This is a genomic window from Pseudarthrobacter sulfonivorans (assembly GCF_014712225.1).
GTDB classification, from domain to species: domain Bacteria; phylum Actinomycetota; class Actinomycetes; order Actinomycetales; family Micrococcaceae; genus Arthrobacter; species Arthrobacter sulfonivorans.
This window is the reverse complement of record NZ_JACXBW010000024.1, coordinates 31,290-52,136: the sequence shown is the minus strand read 5'-3', so window position 1 is coordinate 52,136 and position 20,847 is coordinate 31,290. Positions and strand designations below refer to the sequence as shown.

At 66.4% G+C, this 20,847-nt stretch carries 20 protein-coding genes; 6 read left to right on the top strand and 14 right to left on the bottom strand.

Translation table 11 applies throughout. From position 1 onward, the window contains the following. Window positions 1-494: 494 nt before the first annotated feature. From rpsN to rpmB, 3 genes are read right to left on the bottom strand one after another with little or no spacing between them, the layout of a single operon-like run. Window positions 495-800, bottom strand: a complete 306-nt coding sequence (gene rpsN, locus IAQ70_RS21325; protein ID WP_190991948.1) for a 30S ribosomal protein S14 — start codon at window positions 798-800, stop codon at window positions 495-497. Window positions 801-804: 4 nt separating this feature from the next. Further along, window positions 805-972: a 50S ribosomal protein L33 gene (gene rpmG / locus IAQ70_RS21320; protein WP_013602737.1), complete on the bottom strand. Its 168-nt coding sequence runs from the start codon at window positions 970-972 to the stop codon at window positions 805-807. Next, entirely contained in the window at window positions 972-1,208 is a 237-nt protein-coding gene (gene rpmB / locus IAQ70_RS21315) for a 50S ribosomal protein L28 (protein WP_190991947.1), read from the bottom strand. Before rpmB ends, rpmG begins: the two co-directional genes overlap by 1 nt. A gap of 327 nt (window positions 1,209-1,535) precedes the next feature. Between rpmB and IAQ70_RS21310 the strand changes: the two genes are divergently transcribed. From IAQ70_RS21310 to IAQ70_RS21300, 3 genes are read left to right on the top strand one after another with little or no spacing between them, the layout of a single operon-like run. Then, window positions 1,536-3,020, top strand: a complete 1,485-nt coding sequence (locus IAQ70_RS21310; RefSeq protein WP_190991946.1) for a ferredoxin reductase family protein — start codon at window positions 1,536-1,538, stop codon at window positions 3,018-3,020. Beyond that, window positions 3,017-3,556: an FMN-binding protein gene (locus IAQ70_RS21305; RefSeq protein WP_190991945.1), complete on the top strand. Its 540-nt coding sequence runs from the start codon at window positions 3,017-3,019 to the stop codon at window positions 3,554-3,556. The genes IAQ70_RS21310 and IAQ70_RS21305 overlap by 4 nt, the downstream gene beginning before the upstream one ends. After that, a complete protein-coding gene (locus IAQ70_RS21300) occupies window positions 3,540-4,361 on the top strand; it encodes an FAD:protein FMN transferase (RefSeq protein WP_407682609.1) in 822 nt (273 codons plus the stop codon). Before IAQ70_RS21305 ends, IAQ70_RS21300 begins: the two co-directional genes overlap by 17 nt. Before the next feature lie 33 nt (window positions 4,362-4,394). On the opposite strand, the gene IAQ70_RS21295 is transcribed toward IAQ70_RS21300, so the two are convergent. Together IAQ70_RS21295 and IAQ70_RS21290 are read right to left on the bottom strand one after the other, a co-directional pair. Next, on the bottom strand, window positions 4,395-5,156 hold the full coding sequence (locus IAQ70_RS21295) for an SGNH/GDSL hydrolase family protein (RefSeq protein ID WP_190991944.1): 762 nt from the start codon (window positions 5,154-5,156) through the stop codon (window positions 4,395-4,397). 39 nt (window positions 5,157-5,195) lie between these two features. Further along, window positions 5,196-5,675 (bottom strand): MarR family winged helix-turn-helix transcriptional regulator, encoded by a 480-nt coding sequence (locus IAQ70_RS21290; RefSeq protein ID WP_190991943.1) that lies wholly within the window; start codon window positions 5,673-5,675, stop codon window positions 5,196-5,198. 69 nt (window positions 5,676-5,744) lie between these two features. Here IAQ70_RS21290 and IAQ70_RS21285 point away from each other — a divergent pair, with 69 nt between their 5' ends. Then, window positions 5,745-6,032, top strand: coding sequence for a YciI family protein (locus IAQ70_RS21285; RefSeq protein WP_190991942.1), 288 nt, complete (start codon window positions 5,745-5,747; stop codon window positions 6,030-6,032). Here IAQ70_RS21285 and IAQ70_RS21280 read toward each other — a convergent pair. The 6 genes from IAQ70_RS21280 to IAQ70_RS21255 form a co-directional block, all read right to left on the bottom strand. Beyond that, the gene (locus tag IAQ70_RS21280; protein ID WP_317983734.1) at window positions 6,029-6,871 is read right to left on the bottom strand and encodes an SGNH/GDSL hydrolase family protein; all 843 of its coding nucleotides are present in this window, start codon (window positions 6,869-6,871) and stop codon (window positions 6,029-6,031) included. The genes IAQ70_RS21285 and IAQ70_RS21280 overlap by 4 nt on opposite strands. 134 nt (window positions 6,872-7,005) lie before the next feature. After that, entirely contained in the window at window positions 7,006-8,046 is a 1,041-nt protein-coding gene (locus IAQ70_RS21275) for a siderophore-interacting protein (RefSeq protein ID WP_190991940.1), read from the bottom strand. After that, a complete protein-coding gene (locus IAQ70_RS21270; RefSeq protein WP_190991939.1) occupies window positions 8,043-8,858 on the bottom strand; it encodes an ABC transporter ATP-binding protein in 816 nt (271 codons plus the stop codon). The genes IAQ70_RS21275 and IAQ70_RS21270 overlap by 4 nt, the downstream gene beginning before the upstream one ends. Before the next feature lies 1 nt (window position 8,859). Continuing rightward, window positions 8,860-9,843, bottom strand: a complete 984-nt coding sequence (locus tag IAQ70_RS21265; RefSeq protein WP_407682610.1) for a FecCD family ABC transporter permease — start codon at window positions 9,841-9,843, stop codon at window positions 8,860-8,862. Window positions 9,844-9,974: 131 nt separating this feature from the next. Then, on the bottom strand, window positions 9,975-11,087 hold the full coding sequence (locus IAQ70_RS21260; protein WP_190991938.1) for a FecCD family ABC transporter permease: 1,113 nt from the start codon (window positions 11,085-11,087) through the stop codon (window positions 9,975-9,977). A 10-nt stretch (window positions 11,088-11,097) separates the two neighbouring features. After that, window positions 11,098-12,201: an ABC transporter substrate-binding protein gene (locus IAQ70_RS21255; RefSeq protein ID WP_190991937.1), complete on the bottom strand. Its 1,104-nt coding sequence runs from the start codon at window positions 12,199-12,201 to the stop codon at window positions 11,098-11,100. 240 nt (window positions 12,202-12,441) lie between these two features. Here IAQ70_RS21255 and IAQ70_RS21250 point away from each other — a divergent pair, with 240 nt between their 5' ends. Together IAQ70_RS21250 and IAQ70_RS21245 are read left to right on the top strand one after the other, a co-directional pair. Continuing rightward, on the top strand, window positions 12,442-14,412 hold the full coding sequence (locus IAQ70_RS21250) for an MFS transporter (RefSeq protein ID WP_190991936.1): 1,971 nt from the start codon (window positions 12,442-12,444) through the stop codon (window positions 14,410-14,412). Then, the gene (locus IAQ70_RS21245) at window positions 14,409-14,957 is read left to right on the top strand and encodes a TetR/AcrR family transcriptional regulator (RefSeq protein ID WP_190991935.1); all 549 of its coding nucleotides are present in this window, start codon (window positions 14,409-14,411) and stop codon (window positions 14,955-14,957) included. Before IAQ70_RS21250 ends, IAQ70_RS21245 begins: the two co-directional genes overlap by 4 nt. Before the next feature lie 152 nt (window positions 14,958-15,109). On the opposite strand, the gene IAQ70_RS21240 is transcribed toward IAQ70_RS21245, so the two are convergent. Genes IAQ70_RS21240 through IAQ70_RS21230 form a run of 3 tightly spaced genes read right to left on the bottom strand, consistent with a single transcriptional unit; the run spans window position 15,110 to window position 20,756 of the window. Next, complete coding sequence (locus tag IAQ70_RS21240) at window positions 15,110-18,541, bottom strand: ATP-binding protein (RefSeq protein ID WP_190991934.1); 3,432 nt, start codon at window positions 18,539-18,541, stop codon at window positions 15,110-15,112. Then, a complete protein-coding gene (locus IAQ70_RS21235) occupies window positions 18,538-19,302 on the bottom strand; it encodes a DUF4194 domain-containing protein (RefSeq protein WP_190991933.1) in 765 nt (254 codons plus the stop codon). The genes IAQ70_RS21240 and IAQ70_RS21235 overlap by 4 nt, the downstream gene beginning before the upstream one ends. Beyond that, window positions 19,299-20,756 (bottom strand): DUF3375 family protein, encoded by a 1,458-nt coding sequence (locus IAQ70_RS21230; protein ID WP_190991932.1) that lies wholly within the window; start codon window positions 20,754-20,756, stop codon window positions 19,299-19,301. The genes IAQ70_RS21235 and IAQ70_RS21230 overlap by 4 nt, the downstream gene beginning before the upstream one ends. Between the last annotated feature and the right edge of the window lie 91 nt (window positions 20,757-20,847).

The window sequence follows — 20,847 nt, the reverse complement described above, 5'->3', positions numbered from 1 at the left end:
TCAGCCGTGGATCGCTCCGGAGCAACTTTTCAAACTTACCCGGTTTCCCGCCCCGACGCAAATCCATCTTTCAGGATCCGTACCGAAGGAAAACACCATCTCAACCCATTCCGAGGCGCTCTAAAGAACTACCAGAATATGGTCTTGAATTTGGGGGTTTGGCCGCCCGCGGTAACCAGCTACTCGCTGTTCCCCTCGCGGCGACTTAGAAAACAATACACCCCTCAGCGCCCTACGGCAAATCATCCTTGGCGGAGGCCCTGATCCTTGTGATTCCGCGTGAAAAGCGGTCATAGGCACTCCCGGCGACCGCCCGCCGTCGTGCATTCCTTCTGTGCGCTGTCCCACAGCCCCAGTCGCAGACTGAACAGCGCTGATCTCGACAAGCTCGATCCCCGGCGACACGCTCGATTGCCGGAGGCCTTAAATGCAGAAGAGCCGGCAACCAAACGGTTGCCGGCTCTTCTCAAGCAGCTGGAATCAGCGGTGCTGGATTACCAGGAAGACTTGGTGATGCCCGGAAGCTCACCGCGGTGAGCCATGTCGCGGAAGCGAACACGGGAGATACCGAACTTCTGGAAGGTACCGCGGGGACGGCCGTCGATAATGTCGCGGTTACGCAGACGGACGGGCGACGCGTTGCGGGGAAGCTTCTGCAGGCCGAGGCGTGCAGCTTCGCGAACTTCGTCGGTCGAGTTGGGATCAACCAGAGCCTTCTTCAGTTCGAGGCGCTTAGCAGCGTAACGCTCAACAATGACTTTACGCTCTTCGTTCTTAGCGATCATTGACTTCTTAGCCATATGTTTAGCGCTCCTCTCGGAATTCGACGTGCTGGCGGATCTTGGGGTCGTACTTCTTCAGAACCATGCGGTCCGGATCGTTACGACGGTTCTTACGGGTTACGTAGGTGTAACCCGTGCCCGCGGTCGACTTGAGCTTGATGATCGGACGTACGTCCTTGTCCTTAGCCACTAGAGCTTCACCCCACGAGCCAGGATTGCGGCGACGACTGAGTCGATGCCTCGTACGTCGATGGTCTTGATGCCACGTGCAGAAACCTGCAGCGTGACATTACGGCGCAGGGACGGAACCCAGTAGCGCTTCTTCTGAATGTTCGGATCGAACCGACGCTTGTTGCGGCGGTGCGAGTGCGAAATGCTGTGCCCAAAGCCCGGCTCGGCTCCGGTCACTTGGCAGTGTGCTGCCATGACTTCTCCTCAAGAATTGAATGTAATGATCCGCATATCTGCTGCAGGATCATGCGTCTAAGAGCGACCCAAAGTGATCAGGGTGAACGGTTAGTCACGCAACTTGAGCCCCTAACTACCGGCTACCCTGGAGAAATTTACCGGGCCACCGGAGCAATTGCGCACGCTCCGCGCACTTAGCGCCTACCAAGTCTACGAGTTCAGGCAATTAAAGACCAATCCGCCGGCGAAAGGTGTATAAGCGCCAGTGGCACTTTCCCTAGGATCACAGCCCACAGCCCCTGCTTTACACAGCAAAATGAAAGCTTGGAGGCGCACCTTTGAAGCATGAAGACACAGCTCCTGCCGGCCACTCCGGCGACAGGCCGCCCCGGCCAACCCGGGCTCCCTTCCATCCCGCGCGCACCCCGCGGACGAACCGACCACGGCCGCTTCGCCAGGCAACACCGGCAGCGGCTGCTGCGGGCCGACCTTCTCACCGTTATCGCGTGGACTTCGGTGGCGGCTTCAGTGGCTCTCTGGTTGGCCGACGGCGGCACATCAGCGGTCACTTCGCCGGCCGCATTGTTCACCGCCGCGGGAATTGTTGCGGGCCTGGCGGGCATGGACCTCGTCCTGCTGATGCTGCTGCTGGTGGCCCGCATACCGTTCATCGACCGGACGGTAGGCCACGACCGGGCCCTGGAATTCCACCGGAAACTGGGCAAACCCTCGCTGTATCTCCTCCTGGCACACGGGATGTTCATCGCCGTCGGCTACGGGATGGCCGACGGACTGGACCCCATCAGCGAGTCGATCGCGCTGTGGACGCTGGTTCCGGACATGTGGCTCGCGTTCGTGTCCATGGCCCTTTTTGTCGCGGTGGTGGTGACGTCACTGGTGGCCGTCCGGCGCCGATTCCCGTACGAATTCTGGTACGTGGTGCACCTGCTGACGTACGCCGCCGTCGGGACCTCCCTCCCCCACCAGTTCAGTGCGGGCGGGCTCTTTGCTGAAGGCACGTGGCAGCGTTGGTACTGGCTCGCCGTCTGCATCGCGACCGGCGCAGCCCTCCTCTATTGCCGGATAGCCCAGCCCCTGGTGGCCACCTTCCGGCACCGGCTGACTGTCAGCAGGGTCACCGGCGTGGCCCCCGGCGTCGTGAACATCGAGATGACCGGCCGGCACCTCGGCCGGCTGGCCGGGGCGGGCGGCCGGTTCTTCGTCTGGCGGTTCCTGGCACCCGGGCTGTGGTGGCATCCCCACCCGTTCAGTCTGTCCGCCGAGCCTGCCGCATACGGGCCTGAGGGTCAGGGCACCCTCCGAATCACGGTCCGAAACCTGGGCCGCGGATCCGCCCGGCTGGTCCGGTTGCGGCCCGGAACCAAGGTGGCACTGGAAGGCCCCTACGGCTTGTTCAGTACCGCCGCCAGGGGCCGGGACAAGGTGGTGTTGGTCGGCGCCGGCATCGGCATCACCCCGTTGAGGGCACTGCTGGAAACCACGCCGTTTGCCCCCGGCCAGGCCACGGTCCTGCTCCGCGGCCACACCGAGCAGGAGCTCTACCTCAGGGATGAAATCCTGGAGCTCTGCCGGCAGCGCGGTGCAAAGCTGTTCCACCTCACCGGCCCCCGCGCGCAGTGGAACTCCACCACCTGGCTTCCCGATGAAGCCGTCCGCAGCGGCTATAGCCTCCCGTCCTACGTCCCGGAGATTGCGGATGCCGACGTCTACATCTGCGGTCCGGCCCGCTGGGCGGGCAACGTCATCGCCGATGCCCGCGCCGCGGGTGTCCGGCCCGACCAGATCCATCACGAAAGGTTTGACTGGTGAAAGCACGGGGAGCACTGTCCGCAGCAGTTGCCTCCGCGGGAATCCTCCTGGCCGGCTGGCAGGCCGGAACCCAGGTCGCGGGGGTCAGCACCACCAACAACGGCAGTACGACGGCGGCAGGCACCAGCGGTGCCGGAACCTCCGGCGGTGGCGCGTCGGCGTCGGGTTCCGCAGGCAGCTCCGGTTCGTCCGACAGTTCAGGTTCGTCGGGTTCCGCAGGCAGCTCCGGCACGTCCGGCAGCTCCGGCGGCGCATCCACGGCGGGGACCTTCAAGGGATCGGTGGTGCAGACGAGGTTCGGCGCCGTGCAGGTCCAGATAACGGTCAGCGCCGGAAAAATTTCCGAGGTAACCGCCCTCCAGCTGACCGACGACGACCGCAAATCGATCCAGATCAGCAACCGGGCCGCGCCGCTCCTCCGCACCGAGGTCCTGTCCGCGCAGTCCGCCGCGGTCAAGACCGTCAGCGGTGCCACGGTCACCAGCAATGCGTACCTCTCATCCCTGCAGGCAGCCATCGATGCCGCGAACCTCTGAGAACCCTGCACCTCCCACGGAGTCCGCTCCGCTAAGGGCGGCCACCTTCCACTGCATGGGCACTGTCGTCAGCCTGACAATGCCCGCCGTCCCCGGTCCGGGAGGGCACCCAGCCGAGGACGAGCTGGCAGCGGCGGCCGCCGTCGTCGAATGCGTTTTCCTCGAACTGGACCGGACTTTCAGCCTGTACAGGGAGGATTCCGAGGCGAGCAGCCTGGCGCGCGGCGAACTGTCGCTCCGCGATGCGTCGCCGGGCATGCGCGAGCGGTATTCGGACGCGCTGGAGTGGCGGCTGCGGACGCACGGGGCTTTCACGCCGGAAAGGCCCGACGGCGTGCTGGACCTTTCCGGCCTCATCAAGGCTTACGCAATCCAGGAGTCCGGGACTTCGCTGCTGGCGCTGGGGCGCACAGACTGGTGCCTCAATGCGGGCGGCGACGTGCTGGTCAGCGGTTCGCCTGTCCCGGGCGGCACCGGGCCCTGGGACGCCGGCATCATGGATCCACTTGACCGCGGGGCCGTGCAGGCCGGCTACCCGCTGGGCGGACGACTGCGGCACTCGGCACTGGCCACATCGGGATCGGCTGAGAGGGGGGACCACATCTGGCGGCAGCGCGGGGAAGCCCCGGCGTTTGTCCAGGTGTCGGTTGCCGCTGCGGACATCACCACGGCCGACGTCCTGGCTACGGCCATCGTGGCCGGCGGCATACCCATGCTGGACCGGGCTACGGACGGCTGGGACATTGCCGTGCTTGCGGTTCGCCCGGACGGGGCGCTGCTGGGGACCCCGGACTTCCGCCGCTAAGCCGTTCCGCCGCTTGGTCCCGTGCGGACCGGTTCAGAGGTGTGTGAGCCGGCCGTACTTGGGCGCCAGGCCGTCGCCGGAGGACTTGCCCGTGACCCGGCGGACCACCCACGGCCCGGCGAATTCGCGGACCCAGCGGGCGTTGGCGCGGATCGCTTCGGCCCGGCTGAGTTCCGGGACGGGCGTCATGGGCGGGACGTCGATCGAATGGTCATGTTCGAGGACCGTGAGGACGCGCCTGGCCATGTTGGCGTGCCCCGCAGCAGACATGTGCATCCGGTCCTGCGCCCACATTCCCCAGTCGTAGTACTCGTTGAAGCGCCAGTAGTCCACCAGCAGCGCCCCGTGGTCGCCGGCGATGCCACGGACCAGTTCGTTGTAGATCGCTGTGCGGCCGCGCATGGTGCTGAATACCTTGGACCCGCGGGCATCGAAGCCGGTGAACATCACCACGGTGGCTCCGGTGGCGGCCAGCTTGCGGATGCCGGCGTCGTATTCCTGCAGCAAATCGTCGATATCAATCCTGGGCCGCAAAATGTCGTTGGCGCCTGCGTAAATGGTCACCAGGGTGGGGTTAAGTTCGACGGCGGCGTCCACCTGTTCCGCCATGATCTGGCGGAGTTTCCTGCCGCGGATGGCGAGGTTGGCGTAGCCGAAGCCAGGATCGGCGGCGCCTAACTGCTCAGCCACGCGGTCGGCCCAGCCGCGGACACCGTTGGGACGGGTGGCATCATCATCGCCGACACCCTCCGTGAAGGAGTCGCCGAGGGCTACATACCGGGTCGAGAAGTCCATGGCCCCAGTTTGTCATCTGTTGCCGCGAGCAACCAAGAATCAGTTTTCGCGGAGGATCCAGTGGTCGTCGTCCAGCCGGGCCACTATTTTTTCCCCGATGCGGGCCAGATCGTTGACATCGCGGTCCGTCAGGGCGTCCAGGAACTTCGTGCGGACGGCTTCCACGTGCCCCGGCGCGAGCGACACCAAAGTGGCCATCCCGTCGTCGGACAGGTGCGCGGTGGTGACGCGCGCGTCGCGTGGGTGCGGGCGGCGCTCCAGCCAGCCGCGCTTTTCCAGCTTGGACACCACGTGCGAGAGCCGGGACAGCGAGGAACTGGTCCGGGCAGCCAGCTCACTCATGGGAAGAAAATGCCCCTCGGCCTCCGACAGCATGGCCATGACGTTGTAGTCGAACAGGGACACCTTGCCGGCGCTGTGGAGCTGGCTGTCCAGGGCGGCAGGAAGCAGGGTGTTGATACTCAGGATCGCCAGCCAGGCACGGCGTTCGTCGGCGTTCAGCCAGCGCGGTTCGGTCATGACTCCATTCTAGGAGGACACACTCTTGACAGTTCAAGTGCCCGGTCCGCGCGCCGGTAGGCTGGCCCTATGTTTGTTGTGTCGCTCACGTACAAAGTGCCCGAAGACATCGTTGACTACCACCGCCCCGCGCACATGGCCTGGGTTAAACAGGCGTTCGACGACGGCGTGTTCCTCGCGTCCGGGCGCCTGGTTCCGGCGGTGGGCGGTGTGCTGTTGTCCAAGGCCGACCGCGCCACCCTCGACGCCGCATTGGTCCGGGACCCGTTCTACAGCAACGGTGTGGCCGAGTTCGAGGTCATTGAGTTCACTGCCACGACTGTGGCTGAGGGCTACGAGAACCTGCTGGACACCTAGGCCTTTTTGGCCTTCTCGCGCTTTTCCGCCAGCTTCCTGAGGCCGCCCTTGCGCGGTACCTTGACCGGGTCGGGCCAGCGCGGGTTCAGCGAGTCCCCCAGCGTGATGCCCCTGATTTTGCGCCCAAAGAGTGGCAACACCCAGTCGTTCACCCAGCGCCGCTGCCGTTGCTCCCACTCGCGCAGGCTTAGCCTGGGCTGCGGCTCCCATTCTTTGGGCTGGATTTTGTGCGGCACGCCGAGCTGGTCCAAAACCTGCCCCGCAAGGTACTTGTGGCCGGCCTTTGACATGTGGAGCCGGTCCGAGTCCCACATCCGCTGGTCATGGAATGCATCCAGGCACCAGTAGTCCACCAGCACGGCGCCGTACTTGGCGGCAATGTCCCGCACGCGCTGGTTGTAGATGGTGTTCCGCTTCTTCAGCAGCTCCAGCACGGCCGACACCTTGACGTCAAAGCCCGTGAACAGGACCACCGTTGCTCCGCTCCCGGCCAGCCGTGCCACAAGCTTTTCGTAGTCATCCATGAGGACGGCCATGTCCGTGCCGATATCCAGGATGTCGTTGCCGCCGGCGTACAGGGTGATCAGTGCCGGCTTCATGGCCAGCGCCTGCTCCAGCTGTTCGCTCACGACGTGGCGCAGGCGTTTGCTCCGGATAGCCAGGTTTGCGTACTCCCAGCCCGGTTCGGCCTTGGCCAGCTTCTCGGCCACCCTGTCAGCCCAACCCCGCACCTCGTTGGGTAGCCGTTCGTCCCGGTCCCCCACGCCCTCAGTAAAGGAATCCCCCAGAGCAACAAAAACGCGCCGGCCACTCGAAGGAAGCAAAGAATCAGCGCACACCCTTCCACCGTAGCCACCGAAGGAAAAGCCAAGATGAACACCGAGCAACGGGAATGGACTGCGAGAGCGTTGCCGAAAAACCCACATTAAGTGAGAGAGCGTCGCGGAAAAACCCACATCAAGTGAGAGAGCGTCTAGAGCTCCGCTTTCCCCTTACGCCAGTACCCCATGAACGCAACCTGCTTCCGGTCGATGCCGACGTCCCGGACGAGGTACCGGCGCATGTCCTTGATGACGGCGGCTTCGCCGGCGATCCAGGCGTAGAAGGGCATGGCACCTGCGGGGACGTCGGGGTTCTTGGTGGCTTCGATCGCGGCAGTCTCCATCCGCGCGGGAGTCTCCCAGAGGATGTCCTCGTCCACGTTGACGTCCTCGGGCTCGGGGCCTGCGCCGCCGTCGGCCGCTTTGATGCCCACCCAGCCGGGCACCGGCACTGCCTTGCGCACGGCGTGCTGCAGCAGCTCCCCGTGGGGGCGGGAGCGTCCGATCGCCGCGCCGCGGGCAAGCCAGGTGATTTCGACGTCGGCGTCTGTCTTGAGATCCAGGAAGTCGCCGGCCTCCGGAACTTCGAGGAAGGCGTGGCCGCTCATGTAGGACGGCAGGCTTTCGAGGATGGCGGAAATGGCGGGAACGGCGGTTTCGTCGCCCGCGAGCAGCACTCTCTGGGCCAGGCCCGGGCGCCATTCGATGCCGCCGTAGGTTTCGGCGGTGCGGCACTGGGCGGCTCGATTGTTGGGTCCGATGATGGTGAGGGCATCACCGGGCCTGGCGGTCTGCGCCCAGTTGGCGGCGGGCCCGCCGTGTCCATCGGCGTCGAAGTGCATCACGAAGTCGACGTCGATTTCCGGGTAGACGCCGTCCAGGCGTTCACTGCGCACGGTGTAGGTCCGCATGGAGCCGCGCACGGCGGGGTCCATGGCAAGCCATTCCTGATACCAGCCGGAGGCGTTCATGTTGAAGACGGGCAGCGGGATCTGCTGCCCGTCGCCGTCGAGCGAGGGGATCATCAGCTTGATCCGCAGGTCCAGGGTGTTTCCGGAAACGCCGAAGTCGCGCAGCGAGTAGCCGCCGAAAGTGATGCGGCGGAAGTTGGGGCTGAGCTCCTGGACGGAGGAAACGGTGACCTCGAAGGCAAGGGTCATGGGCTCGGTGGCGGCGATCTCGCGGGTCTTCATGAAACGAGCTCCAGTTCGTTGGCGGTGGTGTGGTGGCGTCCGATCGGGATGATCAGCGGGGTTCCTGAAATGGGGTCGGCGATGACCCTGGACTCGAGTCCGAAGACGTCCAGGACCAGCTTTTCCGTAACCACTTTCTTGGGGGCGCCGATGGCCACGATGGCCCCGGCTTTCATGGCGATGACGTGGTCCGCGTAGCGTGCCGCGAGGTTCAGGTCGTGAAGCACGATGGCAACCGTGGTGCCGCGCTTCCGGTTCAGGTCCGTGACGAGGTCCAGGACTTCCACCTGGTGGGCCAGGTCCAGGTAGGTGGTGGGTTCGTCCAGCAGCAGCACGTCGGTTTCCTGTGCCAGGGCCATGGCGATCCAGGCGCGCTGGCGCTGGCCGCCGGACAGTTCATCCACGTTCCGGTCCGCGAGTTCCAGCGTTTCCGTGGTTTCGAGCGCGCGGTGCACCGCCGCGTCGTCGTCCGGGCTCCAGCTGCGGAAGAAGCCCTGGTGCGGATAGCGCCCGCGTCCCACCAGGTCGCGGACGGTGATGCCGTCCGGGGCCGTGGGGTGCTGCGGGAGGAGGCCCAGGGTGCGGGCCAGTTCACGGGCGGGGCGGGCGTGGATGTCCTTGCCGTCCAGGGTCACCACGCCGGCCGCAGGCTTGAGGAGGCGGGACAGGCCGCGGAGGAGCGTGGACTTGCCGCAGGCGTTGGCGCCTACGATCATGGTCACCTTGCCCTCCGGAATTTCAGCCGTGAGGGCGTCCACCACGCAGCGCTGGTCGTATTTCAGCGTCAGGTCGTGTGCGCTGAGAACTGCCATGTCAGGCATCCTTTCGGTTGGCCGTGACCAGGAGCCACAGCAGGAACGGGGCACCGAGCGCGCCGGTGATCACGCCGACGGGCAGCACGGTGCCGTCCAGCAGCAAGGGGGCTATGTTGGCGGCAAAGTAATCGGCCGCCAAAACAATCAGGGCACCCACAAAGGCCGACGCCGGCAGGCTGGCCTTGTTAGTGAAGCGCCGCGCGATGGGACCGGCGAGGAAGGCGACGAACGCTACCGGGCCGGCGGCCGCCGTCGCCACCGCTGCCAGCGCCACCGCGGTGACCACCACGGCAAGCCGGGTCACCCCGACGTGGATGCCCAGTCCGGCAGCGGCGTCGTCGCCGAGTTCCAGGATGCGCAGCGGGCCGGCGAGGGCGATGACCGCCGGGACCAGCACCAGGAGTGCCAGTGAGAGCGTTCCCGCGCGGTCCCAGTTGGCGGAGTTGAGGGAGCCGTTAAGCCAGACGAGCGCGTCGGCGGCGGTGCGGATGTCGGCCCGGGTCATCAGGAAGCTGACCACGGCGTGCAGGGCTGCGGCGATGCCCACCCCGGCCAGGATCAGGCGGTTCCCGGCGGCGTTGCCCCCGTTGCCGCCACCTGAGCCGAGGGATCCGCCGCGGGAGATGGCGTAAATGACAGCGGCCACTCCGAGCGCTCCCCCGAGGGCTGCGCCGGAGACCGCCGCCCCGGAGGCACCGAAGACCACAATGGCCGTGACGGCCGCCGCGCTGGCGCCGTAGCTGATGCCGATCACATCAGGGCTGGCCAGCGGGTTGCGGAGCATGGTTTGGAACAGTCCGCCGGCGAGGCCGAAGGACGCTCCGATCAGGGTGCCGACCACCGCACGGGGAAGCTTGTTTTCCATCACGATGAAGCTGGCACCGGGGATTCTTTCGCCGCCGGTCAGGTGCGCGACGAGGATTTTGAAGAAGTCCGGGATGGTCACGGTGTAGCTGCCCAGCAGGACGTACACGGCGAACATCAGGACGGCGACGGCGGCCAGGAGTCCGGTCCGGTTCAGTGCGCGGGATGGCAGTTCACGCCAGTGTTTGCGGGATTTATTGCCGTCAAGTGCCATCTCGGCGGACGGTTTGGAAGGTGGTGCGAGGCTCTTCACAGGCCGGCTCCTTTCCCGCGGCGGATCAGCCAGACGAAGACGGGCGCGCCCACCAGCGCCGTTATGATTCCCGCGGGGACCTCGCCGGGGAGCAGCACCACACGGCCGATGATGTCGGCGCCGAGCAGCAGCGCCGGGGCCAGGACCAGGGAGAACGGGAGGATCCAGCGGTAGTCAGGACCGGTGAGGAAGCGGACAGCGTGCGGTATGACCAGCCCGACGAAACCGATGGGTCCGGCCAGCGCCGTGGCGGAGCCGCACAACAGCACGATGCCCAATGCGGTGACGCCCCGGGCCAGGCCGACGCGCTGGCCGAGGCCGCGGGCGATGTCATCACCCAGTGCCAAGCTGTTGAGGATGCGGCCGGTGCAGAGGACGATCACGGTTCCGATGGCCAGGAAGGGCAGTCCGGGGAGCACCGCGGACCAATCGCGGCCCGCGATTCCGCCCACCTGCCAGAACCGGAACCGGTCCAGGGTGTCCTGGCTCGAGACCAGGATGACGTTCATCAGCGAGAACAGTCCGGCGCTCAGGGCCGCGCCGGCGAGGGCGAGCTTGACCGGCGTCGCGCCGTCCCTGCCCAGGGAGGCGATGACGTAAACCACGACGGCGGCCACTGCGGCGCCGATGAAAGCGAACCAGATGTAGCCGGTCAGGGATGAAATCCCGAAGACATAGATGCCGGTGACCACAGCCAGCGCCGCTCCGGCGTTGACGCCCATGATGCCGGGGTCGGCCAGCGGATTACGGGCCACACCCTGCATGGCCGCGCCCGCCAGGCCGAGCGCACCGCCGGCAAGCAGTCCCAGGACAGTGCGCGGGATGCGGGCGTGCACCACCGCGTGGTCCCCGTTGGCGGGATCGAACTGTGTGAGGCCCTGCCACACGGTGGCAAGGGGAAGCCCCCGGGCCCCGATGGCCAATGAAGCGGCTGCCAACAGAGCCAGTACGACGACGGCGGCCAGCAGCCACGCTGCCTGCCCACCCCGGGAGCGGGAGCGGGTGCGGACGCCGGGAGGGCGCCCAGAGGTGAGATATCGGCGCTTTGGGGGCACCAAAGCGCCGCTATCCCGCTCCCGGGCGCGTGCCGCCGTCGTACTTTCCGTCATGAAGGGGTGCTTACTTCACTGCGCCGGTGGCTGCGTCCGCGGCGGTGGCGAGCTGCGGCAGGAACGTGTCCAGCGCCCAGGGCAGGCTCAGCGGCGAGGACGCGGAGATGGCCAGCACCAGGCTCTTGTTCGCATCGGCAACGAACGCGCCGTTCCTGACCGCCGGGATCTGGCCCAGCAGCGGGTCGCTCTTGACGGCCTCGCCGGTGGCGGCGTCCTCGACCGAGCTCAGGAAGATATCGGACTCCAGTTCGTTGGCCTTTTCGGCGGACCAGGGCAGGAAGAATTCCTTGGAGCCCGCGGAGGCCTTCTCGGCGACCGGGGCGAGCTTCATGCCGATGGCAGACAGGAACCTCGGACGGTTGTCGTTGGCCGTGTAAAAGCCCGTGGCCGTTGGATCTGCGGGATTCGCATAGCCGTAGATGAATGTCTTGCCGGCGATCTGCGGGTACTTGGCGGCCTCGTTCTTGACCGTTGCCTCGGTGGACGCGATCCGTTTGGTGGCTTCTGCGTCCTTGCCCAGGGCCTTGCCGATGATGGCGGTGGAGTCCTGCCAGGACGTTCCGTAGGCGACCTCGGGGTGGGCGACAACGGGGGCGATCTCGCTGAGCTTCCGGTAGTCCTCTTCGCTCAGCCCGGAGTACGCGGCCAGGATGACGTCCGGGGTGAGCTTGGCGATTTCGGTGAAGTTGATGCCGTCGGCCTCCGAGTACTGGACCGGCGCCTTGTCCGTGCCGAACCCGGCGCCAAGTTCTTCGAGGGCGGCGTCCTTCCATGGCGTGGAGCCCTGTTCGTTGCCGCCCCACTCGTTCTTGGGCACGCCCACGGGCACAACGCCGAGGGCAATGGCGACGTCGTCATTGACCCAGGAAACGGTGGCCACCCGGGTGGGCTGTTCCTTGATGGTGGTCTCGCCGAAGACGTGCTTGATGGTGACAGGGAACTGCGAGGTGGTTGAGCTGGCGGTGCCGGCATTCGGCGTATTCGCCGCCGGACCCGTGGAGCAGGCCGACAGGGTGAGTGCCGCTGCAGCCAGCACAGCAGAAGCCTTGCCGGCTGTTTTGAACAGGGTCCGGCGGGTGGCGCCGGGGCCACGGAAGAGGGGGGAAGTCACGAAACTCCTTAGGTCAGTGAAGGAAACCTAAGTAAGGCTAGCCTACCCTCATGCAAATTACGCAAGCTTTGCCTTGCGTAATTGGATATGTGACGCAGAAGACGGACTCCAGAGATTGCGGCGCGGGGGTGAACGGTGGTTCACTGGAAGGAGGGTAAACGCCCGTTCACCGCGCCGCGCGTACTGCCGACCGCGTTCCTGCCGCCGGTTCCCACGCCCCGCTCCCATCGAAAGCAGCAGATGCCCCGTACCACCGCCGCCCGTCCCCAACGCAACCCAGCGCCGTCGCTCATCACCGCAGTCCTGGCGCTCAGCGGCACGGTGGTGTCGCTGATGCAGACGCTGGTGGTGCCGCTGCTTCCGGACTTCCCGCGCATCCTGGACGTAACTGCCGACGACGCCTCCTGGCTGGTGACCGCCACGTTGCTTTCCAGCGCGGTGGCGACGCCCATTGTTTCCCGCAGCGCGGACATGTACGGCAAGCGAAGGATGATGCTGGTCTGCCTGGCCATCATGGTGGCCGGCTCGGTCATTGCGGCAGTTGGCGGATCATTCCTGTGGCTCATCGTCGGACGGGCACTCCAAGGTTTCTCCTCGGCTCTGATCCCCGTGGGCATCAGCATCATGCGCGACGAACTGCCGAAGGAAAAGATGGGATCGGCGGTGGCACTGATGAGCGCCACCCTCGGCATCGGCAGTGCCATGGGGCTGCCGCTCGCCGGCGTGCTCTACGAACATCTGGGCTGGGCGTCAATTTTCTGGGTATCCGCTGCCGCCGGGACGCTGCTGCTTTTGGCAGTGCTGCTGGTGGTTCCGGAATCCAAGGTCCGGACCCCCGGGCGCTTCGACTACGCAGGGGCAGTGGTGCTGTCAGCCGCGCTGGCGGCCCTCCTGCTGGCAATCTCCAAGGGCGGCTCCTGGGGCTGGGGCTCCGAGCCGGTCCTGCTGCTGTTCCTGACTGCCGCGGTGCTCCTGGCCATGTGGGTGCCCTACGAACTCAAGGTCAGCCAGCCAATGGTCGACCTGCGGACCTCCGCCCGCCGCCCCGTGCTGATGACCAACCTCGCCTCGCTCCTGATCGGGTTCGCCATGTTCGCGAACATGCTGCTCACCACCCAGCAACTCCAACTGCCCGCTGTCACAGGCTACGGCTTCGAGTTAAGCGTCATCACGGCCGGGCTGTGCATGGTCCCGTCCGGACTCGCCATGGTGATCTTCGCACCCGTTTCCGGACGCCTGATCCGTGTTTTTGGTGGCAAGACCGCACTGATTGCCGGCGCTGCCGTCATGATTGCCGGCTACGTGGGCCGCGTCTTCTTCTACGACTCCATCGCGTCGGTCATTATCGGTTCCACAGTGGTCAGCATCGGAACGGCCATCGCCTACGCCGCGATGCCCACCCTGATCATGGGCGTCGTGCCCATCACCGAGACCGCGTCGGCCAACGGACTGAACAGCCTGGTCAGGTCCATCGGAACGTCCACGTCGAGCGCCGCCGTCGCCGCCGTCCTCACCTCGGTGACCCTCACGGTGGGCGCCGCCCACCTTCCTTCCTTCGATGCGTTCAAGGACGTTTTCTGGATGGCGGCCCTGGCCTCGGCGGGATCCATCCTTGCCGCGGTGTTCATCCCGCGGTTGGCGGCACCCCGCCCGGCGGCATCCGGCGGCGCCGTCAGCGAACTCGTGGTCCAGGGGCGCGTCCTGGCAGCAGACCACCGCCCCTTGACGCCCGCCGTCGTCACCGTTCTGCAGACCGGCGGCGAGCCGGTGGACTGGAGCCGCGTGGATGCGGAAGGCAACTATTCCGTGGCACTGCCGGGGGCCGGGAAGTACCTGGTGGTGGCCAATGCGGGCGGCTGGGCACCGCTGGCCCAGGTCTTCGACTTTGACGGCCGCACGCTGCAGCAGAACTTCCTCCTGGGGAAGCGCCTGGAGCTCAGCGGCGCTGTCAGTGTTGGCGGCCGCACCGTCCCCGGCGCCATGGTGTCGCTGCTGCAGGGCACCGGCGAGCATGTGGCAACCACCCACACCAGCGACGACGGCACATACGCCTTTCCGTTGCCTCCTGCCGGCCGCTACGTTGTCACCATGCTGCATCCGGTGACCCACCAGGCGCTGGCCGGCAAGCTGGCTGTGGACAGCCGTTCCGTCACCCTGGACCTCACCGCACCCGCTGTGGAGGAAAACTCGGGGAAGCCCGCGCGGGTATGAGCAGCCCCAGCCACGACGCCATCCTGCAGTCTGCCAGGCGCCTTTTCGGCGAACGCGGCTACCGCGGCGTGACGGTCCGGGACATCGCGGCGGATGCCGGCATTTCGGCTGCCCTTGTCATGAAGCTGTTCCTCTCCAAGGAAAAACTCTTTGCCGCGGCGCAACCGGACGAATCGCTGCTCACCGACCTGGACGTCCCGGCGTCGGAACTCGGCAGGGCGCTGGTGTTCCGCGTCCTGATGCGACGGGAACGCGGCATGCAGGAGCCGTGGGCCATGATCCCGTTCGCCGTCAGGGACGCCCCGGATCCCGAAGCTGCCCGCGCCGAGATCCGCGAACGCTACCTCGCGGCCGTCGCCCGCGTCATGGGGGACACGTCACCGGACCGCCGCGCGGCCGCCACGGTGCTCGCCCTGATGACCGGGTTCGGCGAGACGTTCCGCACGCTGGGCCTGTTTGACCACTGGGAATTCGACGACCTCGTCGCCCACTTCGGCGCCATCATCCAGGCCCAGATCGACGCCGGCACGGCCCCCACCCCCTAAGACGCTCTATCACTTAACGTCGGAAATTCCCCAACGCTCTATCACCTAACGCGGCATTTCGGCGCACCCTCTCTCACTATCTTCAAGAAAGTGAGAGAGGGCCAGTGAAAAACCCGCATTAAGTGAGAGAGCGTCTTGGAGGCGGGGTTGGGTCAGCGGAGGACGATGTCCACCGGGTTGGCCTCGGACCGCCATTCGCCCTCGGAGCCGGGGCGGCGCCGGACCACCGGGGCAGTGAGCACGCCGGAGCGGTTGGTGCGCTTGTCGCGGAGGATTTCCGTGACGGAGCCCAGGTGCCGGGACAGGTCGATCACGTTTTCCGGTGCAGCCAGCAGCAGCTGGAAGCCGAACTCGTGCAGCGCCTTGATGCCGGCGCCCGCGAACTCCTCGGACGCCAGCACAAACGCCTCATCCATCATCACCGTGCCGTACGTGGTGAACCCCTGCTCGGCGATGCCCAGCTGGTAACTCAGCGCCGCGGCCATGATGAAGGCGGTGAAGCGCTGCCGCTCGCCGCCGGACATGGAGCCGGTATCGGCGTGCATATAGACGTCGGTGCGCGTGCCGGTTTTCCGGTGTTCCTTGCACTGGATGAACAGGTGGCCGCGGACGTCCAGCACTTCGGCGCGCCAGCGCCGGTCCTCGGGCGTGGGGGATCCGAGCCGCTTCACCAGGGTTTCCAGGGTTTTATAGCGCGCGGTGAGCTCGGCGTCGTCGCCCGCGCCGGCGTCCGAAGCGGCGCGCGCCGGGCGCGTGTGCCGGGCCTTCAGCGCGTTCTGGATGGCGTCCTTGAACTGCTTCGCCGTGGCCGGGAGCGTCTGCTTGATGTCCAGTTCCAGGAAGCTGCCCTCGTGGAAGTTGACCTCGGACAGGATGCCGTTAAGTGGCAGGATGCGGCTGGTGATGGAGCGCCGTTCCTCGTCCAGCAGGTGCAGCAGGGTGCTGAAGGATTCGTGCGTGCGCTGGTTGAAGAACTGCCGGAATTCGCTCTCCTGCGCGGGCAGGCCGTCGCTGACGATGGCGTGGTAGCGGGCTTCGAATTCCCCTGCCGCGCCGATGGCGGTGCCGTGGTCCGCGGAGATTGCCGACCCCCACTCGCGCACGAAGCCCTCGAAGATCCGGGTGAGCCGCTCGGACGTGGCCTGCCCGCGCGTCTCGGCGGTGTGCAGCTCGCCGAGCAGTGCCGTGCGCACGCGGTTGGCCAGGTTGTCCAGCTCATGCATCTCGCCGACGTCTCCGAAGTCGGCGAAGTATGGTTCCAGCGCCGTGACGGTAGCGTCCGACGGCGGCGCCTGGGCGAGGCGGGCACGCGCGGCTTCCAGCAGCGAATCGGCGGCGCTCAGCTGGCGGTCGAGTGCCTTGTATTCACTTTGCAGGACGGCCGCGGCCTCGGTGCTGGCCTGGTGTTTCTGCCGCGCCGTTTCGATGTTGGCACGCAGCGGTTCCAGGTCCGCCTGCGCCGCAAGGGCGTCCTTGAGCCGCTGCTCAATCCTGGTGAGTTCCTCGGCGGCCACGGCAGCGGACACCTGCTCCCAGGGGCGGTGGTCCTCGGCGATGCGGCGGAGCGCGTCGAGCTGGCGGCTCATGCCCTGGTGGGACTCTTCCCGGCTCTGGGCGAGCTCGGCCGCTTTGGCCAGGTCCTGCTGCAGGTCCTCCACCTGGGCAGCCACGAGTTCCAGCTTGGCGGCGTTATCGAACCCGAGCACGTAGTCCTGGCGGCCGGTGAAGCGGTCGTCCTTTTCCACCGTGTGGCGGTTGCGTTTGACCACACCGCCCAGGCTCAGGCCCTTCTCCAGCTTCGCCAGCTCGTCGGGATCCTCCACGCACGGGTACGCGAAATCGAGGGCGATCCGCTCGCGGATCCATTCCCCGGCGTCGGCCACCGCGCCGCTGGCGAGGATGTCCAGCTTGGTGAGCAGGTCGCCGTCGCGCACGTCCTCCACGGCGAGGGCGCCGCCCGCGAGCGGCTTGGAGACATCCACGGCGCGCAGGGCGCCGCGCACCTTGTTGTCGTTCAGGTACCGGGTCACCGCAGCGAAGTGTTCACCCGGTACCAGCAGCGTGGTGGCCAGGTTCCGGAGTGCGCGCTCAGCGGCCGGCCGCCACCGCTCCTCACCGTCGGCGAGGTCCATCAGCTCGCCACCGAACGGCATCCGGTCCTCTGGGACGCCGGTGGCCGCGGCGATCGCCGCCCGGTTTTCAATGCTCGACGGCGGCAGCAGGGACTTGCGCGTCTTCAGCGACACGAGTTCCTGCTGGGCAGCCGCGAGCTCGCGTTTTCTCGTGGCGTGGCCGTCGAAGGCCTCGAATCGGAGTTCCTGCAGGGCCTGGGAATCGTCCTTGAGCTCGGCAGCCCTGGCCGCCGCCTGCTCGTGGGCCTGCTCCCAGCCCTCTGCGGTCCAGTCAAGCTGCAGGCCGGCGTCGGACAGGGCCTTGCGGGCTGCGTCCTCCACCTGCTGGCGGAGCCTCAGCCCAACCCTGGCGTTTTCCAGCGACTGTTCGATCGCGGAGATCGCGTTGCCGCCCTGGTTGTTGTAGTCGGTTTCGAGCTCCCGCAGTTCCTTGGCGAGCCCGTCCCGGACCGAGCGTTCCGCACCGAGTTCCTTCGTCTTGGCCTGTGCCAGTTCCTTGAACCGGGCCAGCGTTTTCTGGTGCACAGTGACTGCGAGCCGCTGCTTGTAGGCCTCAAACTCCTCGCCCGCCAGTTCACGGAGCCGGTTGGCGTCCAGCAGCGACTGCGCGTAATCCTTGTTCAGGCCGGGCACGGGGGCCAGTTGGTCCCGCTGCTGCCGCACATCCTCGAGCCGCTGCCGGATGGACATCAGGTTGCTGAATTCCTCCACCACCGCATCCGCCGCGGAGAGGGTTGCCGGGGCGTCCAGGACCTGGTCGCGGAAGAAGGTGTTGACGCTGCCGCCCAGGCCCTTGCCGGCCTGGATCACGCGGAGCAGCGGCAGCGCCTGGTCCGAACTGATGCCCAGCAGCCGGCGGAATCGCTCCGCAAAGGCCTTGTGCACATCGAAGATCTGGGCGTCCGGAAAGACCGATTCCAGTGTGGCCTTCGTGAAGCGCTTTTCCGCGATGTCCTCAATGGCCGGCAGGTCCAGCGGCTTGTTGTCGATCAGGTAGAAACGTCCAACACTGGACTCCGTCCCGTTTTTGGGCACATCGAATAATGCCGACACGGTGACGCGGGTGCCCGCGGCGTTATCGAACGTCAGTGCGACGGCGGACCAGGTGGCACCCGGGCGCTGGAACGCACTGGCCGAGCCCTCGCCCACCGCTTTGTCGCCCACCTTGCCGCGCATGTAGGTGAAGGTGGTCCTTTTGTCCTCCACCGCCCCGCCGGCACGCTGCGCGGCGGCTTCATTGGAGCGTGGCCGGGCGTCAAACACCCGGAGCATGGCATCAAACAGCGTGGACTTGCCCACACCGGAGTTGCCCGTCAGCAGGGTTCCGTTGCGGTCCACGTGCATGGTGTGCGCCCCATGGAACGTGCCCCAGTTGACCACCTGCACCAAGGCAAGCCGCATCTGGCCGGGGTTCGTGAGATCGCCGAGGGGGAGCATGGTTGCGACGCTCACTTGTCCTCCTCGGTTTCGGCGGTTTCAGTCTCCGCGTCGTTGTCCAGTTCCAGCAGGGGTTCTGTGCCGGCGGGGTCGGTTGTGGCTGCCACCAGGGCTTCGATTTGGGCCGGGATGTCGCCGATGTTTTCAAACGGGAGGGCCAAGGGGAGGGCGTTGGAGATGGCGTAGACGTCGTCCAGGCCGGTGGCGAGGAGCAGCTGGCGGGCCAAAAGCTTGGTGATGGCCCTATTGACCACGTCCGAATCACGCAGGGCGTCCTGTTGGCCGGCGGGCTGATAATGGGCCACGAGGTCCGCGATTTCCTCGCGCGTAATGGTGGGATCGGTCTGGGCCGTGACGTGGCGGTCCAGCAGCAGGCGCAGGCGGAGCAGCACGATGGTCTCCACCCGGCTGAGCGCCCTCTGCTGGCGCAGGATGCTGGAACGTGTGCTGCCTCCGATGGCCTCCGGGTCCACCGGGCGCAGGACGGCGACCTTGCGTTCGTGGTCGAGCTGCAAGGTCAGGAAGAGCTCGGACAGGCGGCTGCGCAGGATCAGCTGGTTGTCCAGCAGGGTGGTCCACAGTTTCTCGTCCCGCCCGCCGTCGACATACGGGCCCTTCAGCAGCTTCACCAGGGCCTGGCGCACCTTCATCGAGAGCACGCCGGTGTCGCCAGGGAAGAGCGCCGCGCCGTCCACAAAGGTGTCCCGGGGCGAGAGGGCTGCCGCAATGGGTCGCTCAGCGCCCGAGCTCGTATCGTTCGTAACTTCAGTCATCATGAATCCTTCTTGAGGGTGACCACCGGCAGGTACGCCTTGCGGGTGGTGCCGTCGATCTGTTCGAAGTCCAGGCCGTCCCAGGTTTCGCGGTCGAAGGCCGCGCCTTCCTGGAGGGCGTGCGAGAGGAGCGCGCGGATGGAGTTGATGTGCTGCTCTTCCGCGGGCAGCCGGGCCCAGGCCTCGGCCAGGGTGGACGCTCCGGCAACGGCGGCCCGGATGGCCTCGGGGCGCGCCTTGCCTGTCCTCGGCGAGCGCACACGGTCCGAGTCGCTGAAGGCGATGGGGTCCGCGAGCTTGGGCGGGACGGCAAACTCGTCCGGGTCATAGAGCTTGACCATGGCGAGGGATTCGAAGCCGGCATTAAACAGCACCGGGCCGCGGACAAGCCCAGCCCGTTCACGTTCGTACGTCAGGGACCTGATGGCCTGCTCCGCCTCGCGCAGGACCTTCCGGAGCCGGACCGACTGGCGGAAGTCGTCGCTCTGGACGTAGGTGTTCAGGCTTTCGCTGAGCTTTCCGTAGATGCGCTGGATCTGGCCGTGCTGGTGGCGGAGCTCTGCCACCAGGTTCTTGAGCGTCTCGCGGTCCTCGGGCGAGAGGTCATCGGCGAACTGCCTGCTCAGGACTTCGCCGATGGCCGAGCGGAACCGCATTTGCTGCTGCGGATCGTCCAGGAATGCGGTGAAGGAACGGAAGGTCCTGCCCTCGGGGCTCTGGCGGAGCCGTTTGTCCGCCTCCAGCACCTGGGCCATGGTGGCGCCCTTGCTGAGCGACTCCTCGATGATCTGGTTGCGCAGCTCGCCCACCAGTTCTTCAATGCGGTCGCGCATCTTTTTGTAGTCGGCGGGCAGGCTCGCGGCGAGGTCCAGGATGTTGCCGGCGGCCTCCACGGCTTCGTCGTCATCGAGCAGCCCGTCAAAGTCGCCGGTGCTGATGTCCTGGATCAGCTGCTGCCGCTCCCCGATCTCCTCCTCGAGGGATTCCAGCCGGGCGCTCTGGTCCGGGTTGGTTTCGTTGGCGAGCTTCTCCACGTCGCCGAGCAGGGTTCCCAGCCGGGACCCGTTCAGTGTGGACCGCTCGCTGGAGAGGCTGTCCAGGAAGGCGAGCACACGCGCGGCAGGCTCGGTGACTTCGTAGACGATCTGCCCCGACTGGTTGCGGCGGGTCAGGAAGTTCTTGCGGGTCCATTCGTCCGCATAGTTCCTGCCGGTGGACGTCCCGGCGGCGGCCCCGCCCGGCTCCTGGTGTCGCAGCTGCTCAAGGAAGGAGTCGACGTCGGCGTGGAACTCCTCGAGCGGAAGCTGCGGACGCGTGCGGGTGAAGGATGCCTGCAGCACGGCGATGACCCACGGCGCGGAGCGCGTGAGTGCCCAGGCAGGGCCTTTGGTGAGGAGTTCGAGGTCCCGGAGCCGGGCGCTGATCGCGTCAGCGGATGACCTGGCGGAGCGGGGCACGCACTCTCCTTGAGCTGTTGGGGGATGGTTGGGCAGGAAACTGCCAACTACAAGGTTAACGCAGAGCCCTTGCAACCAACGCGGCAGTCAC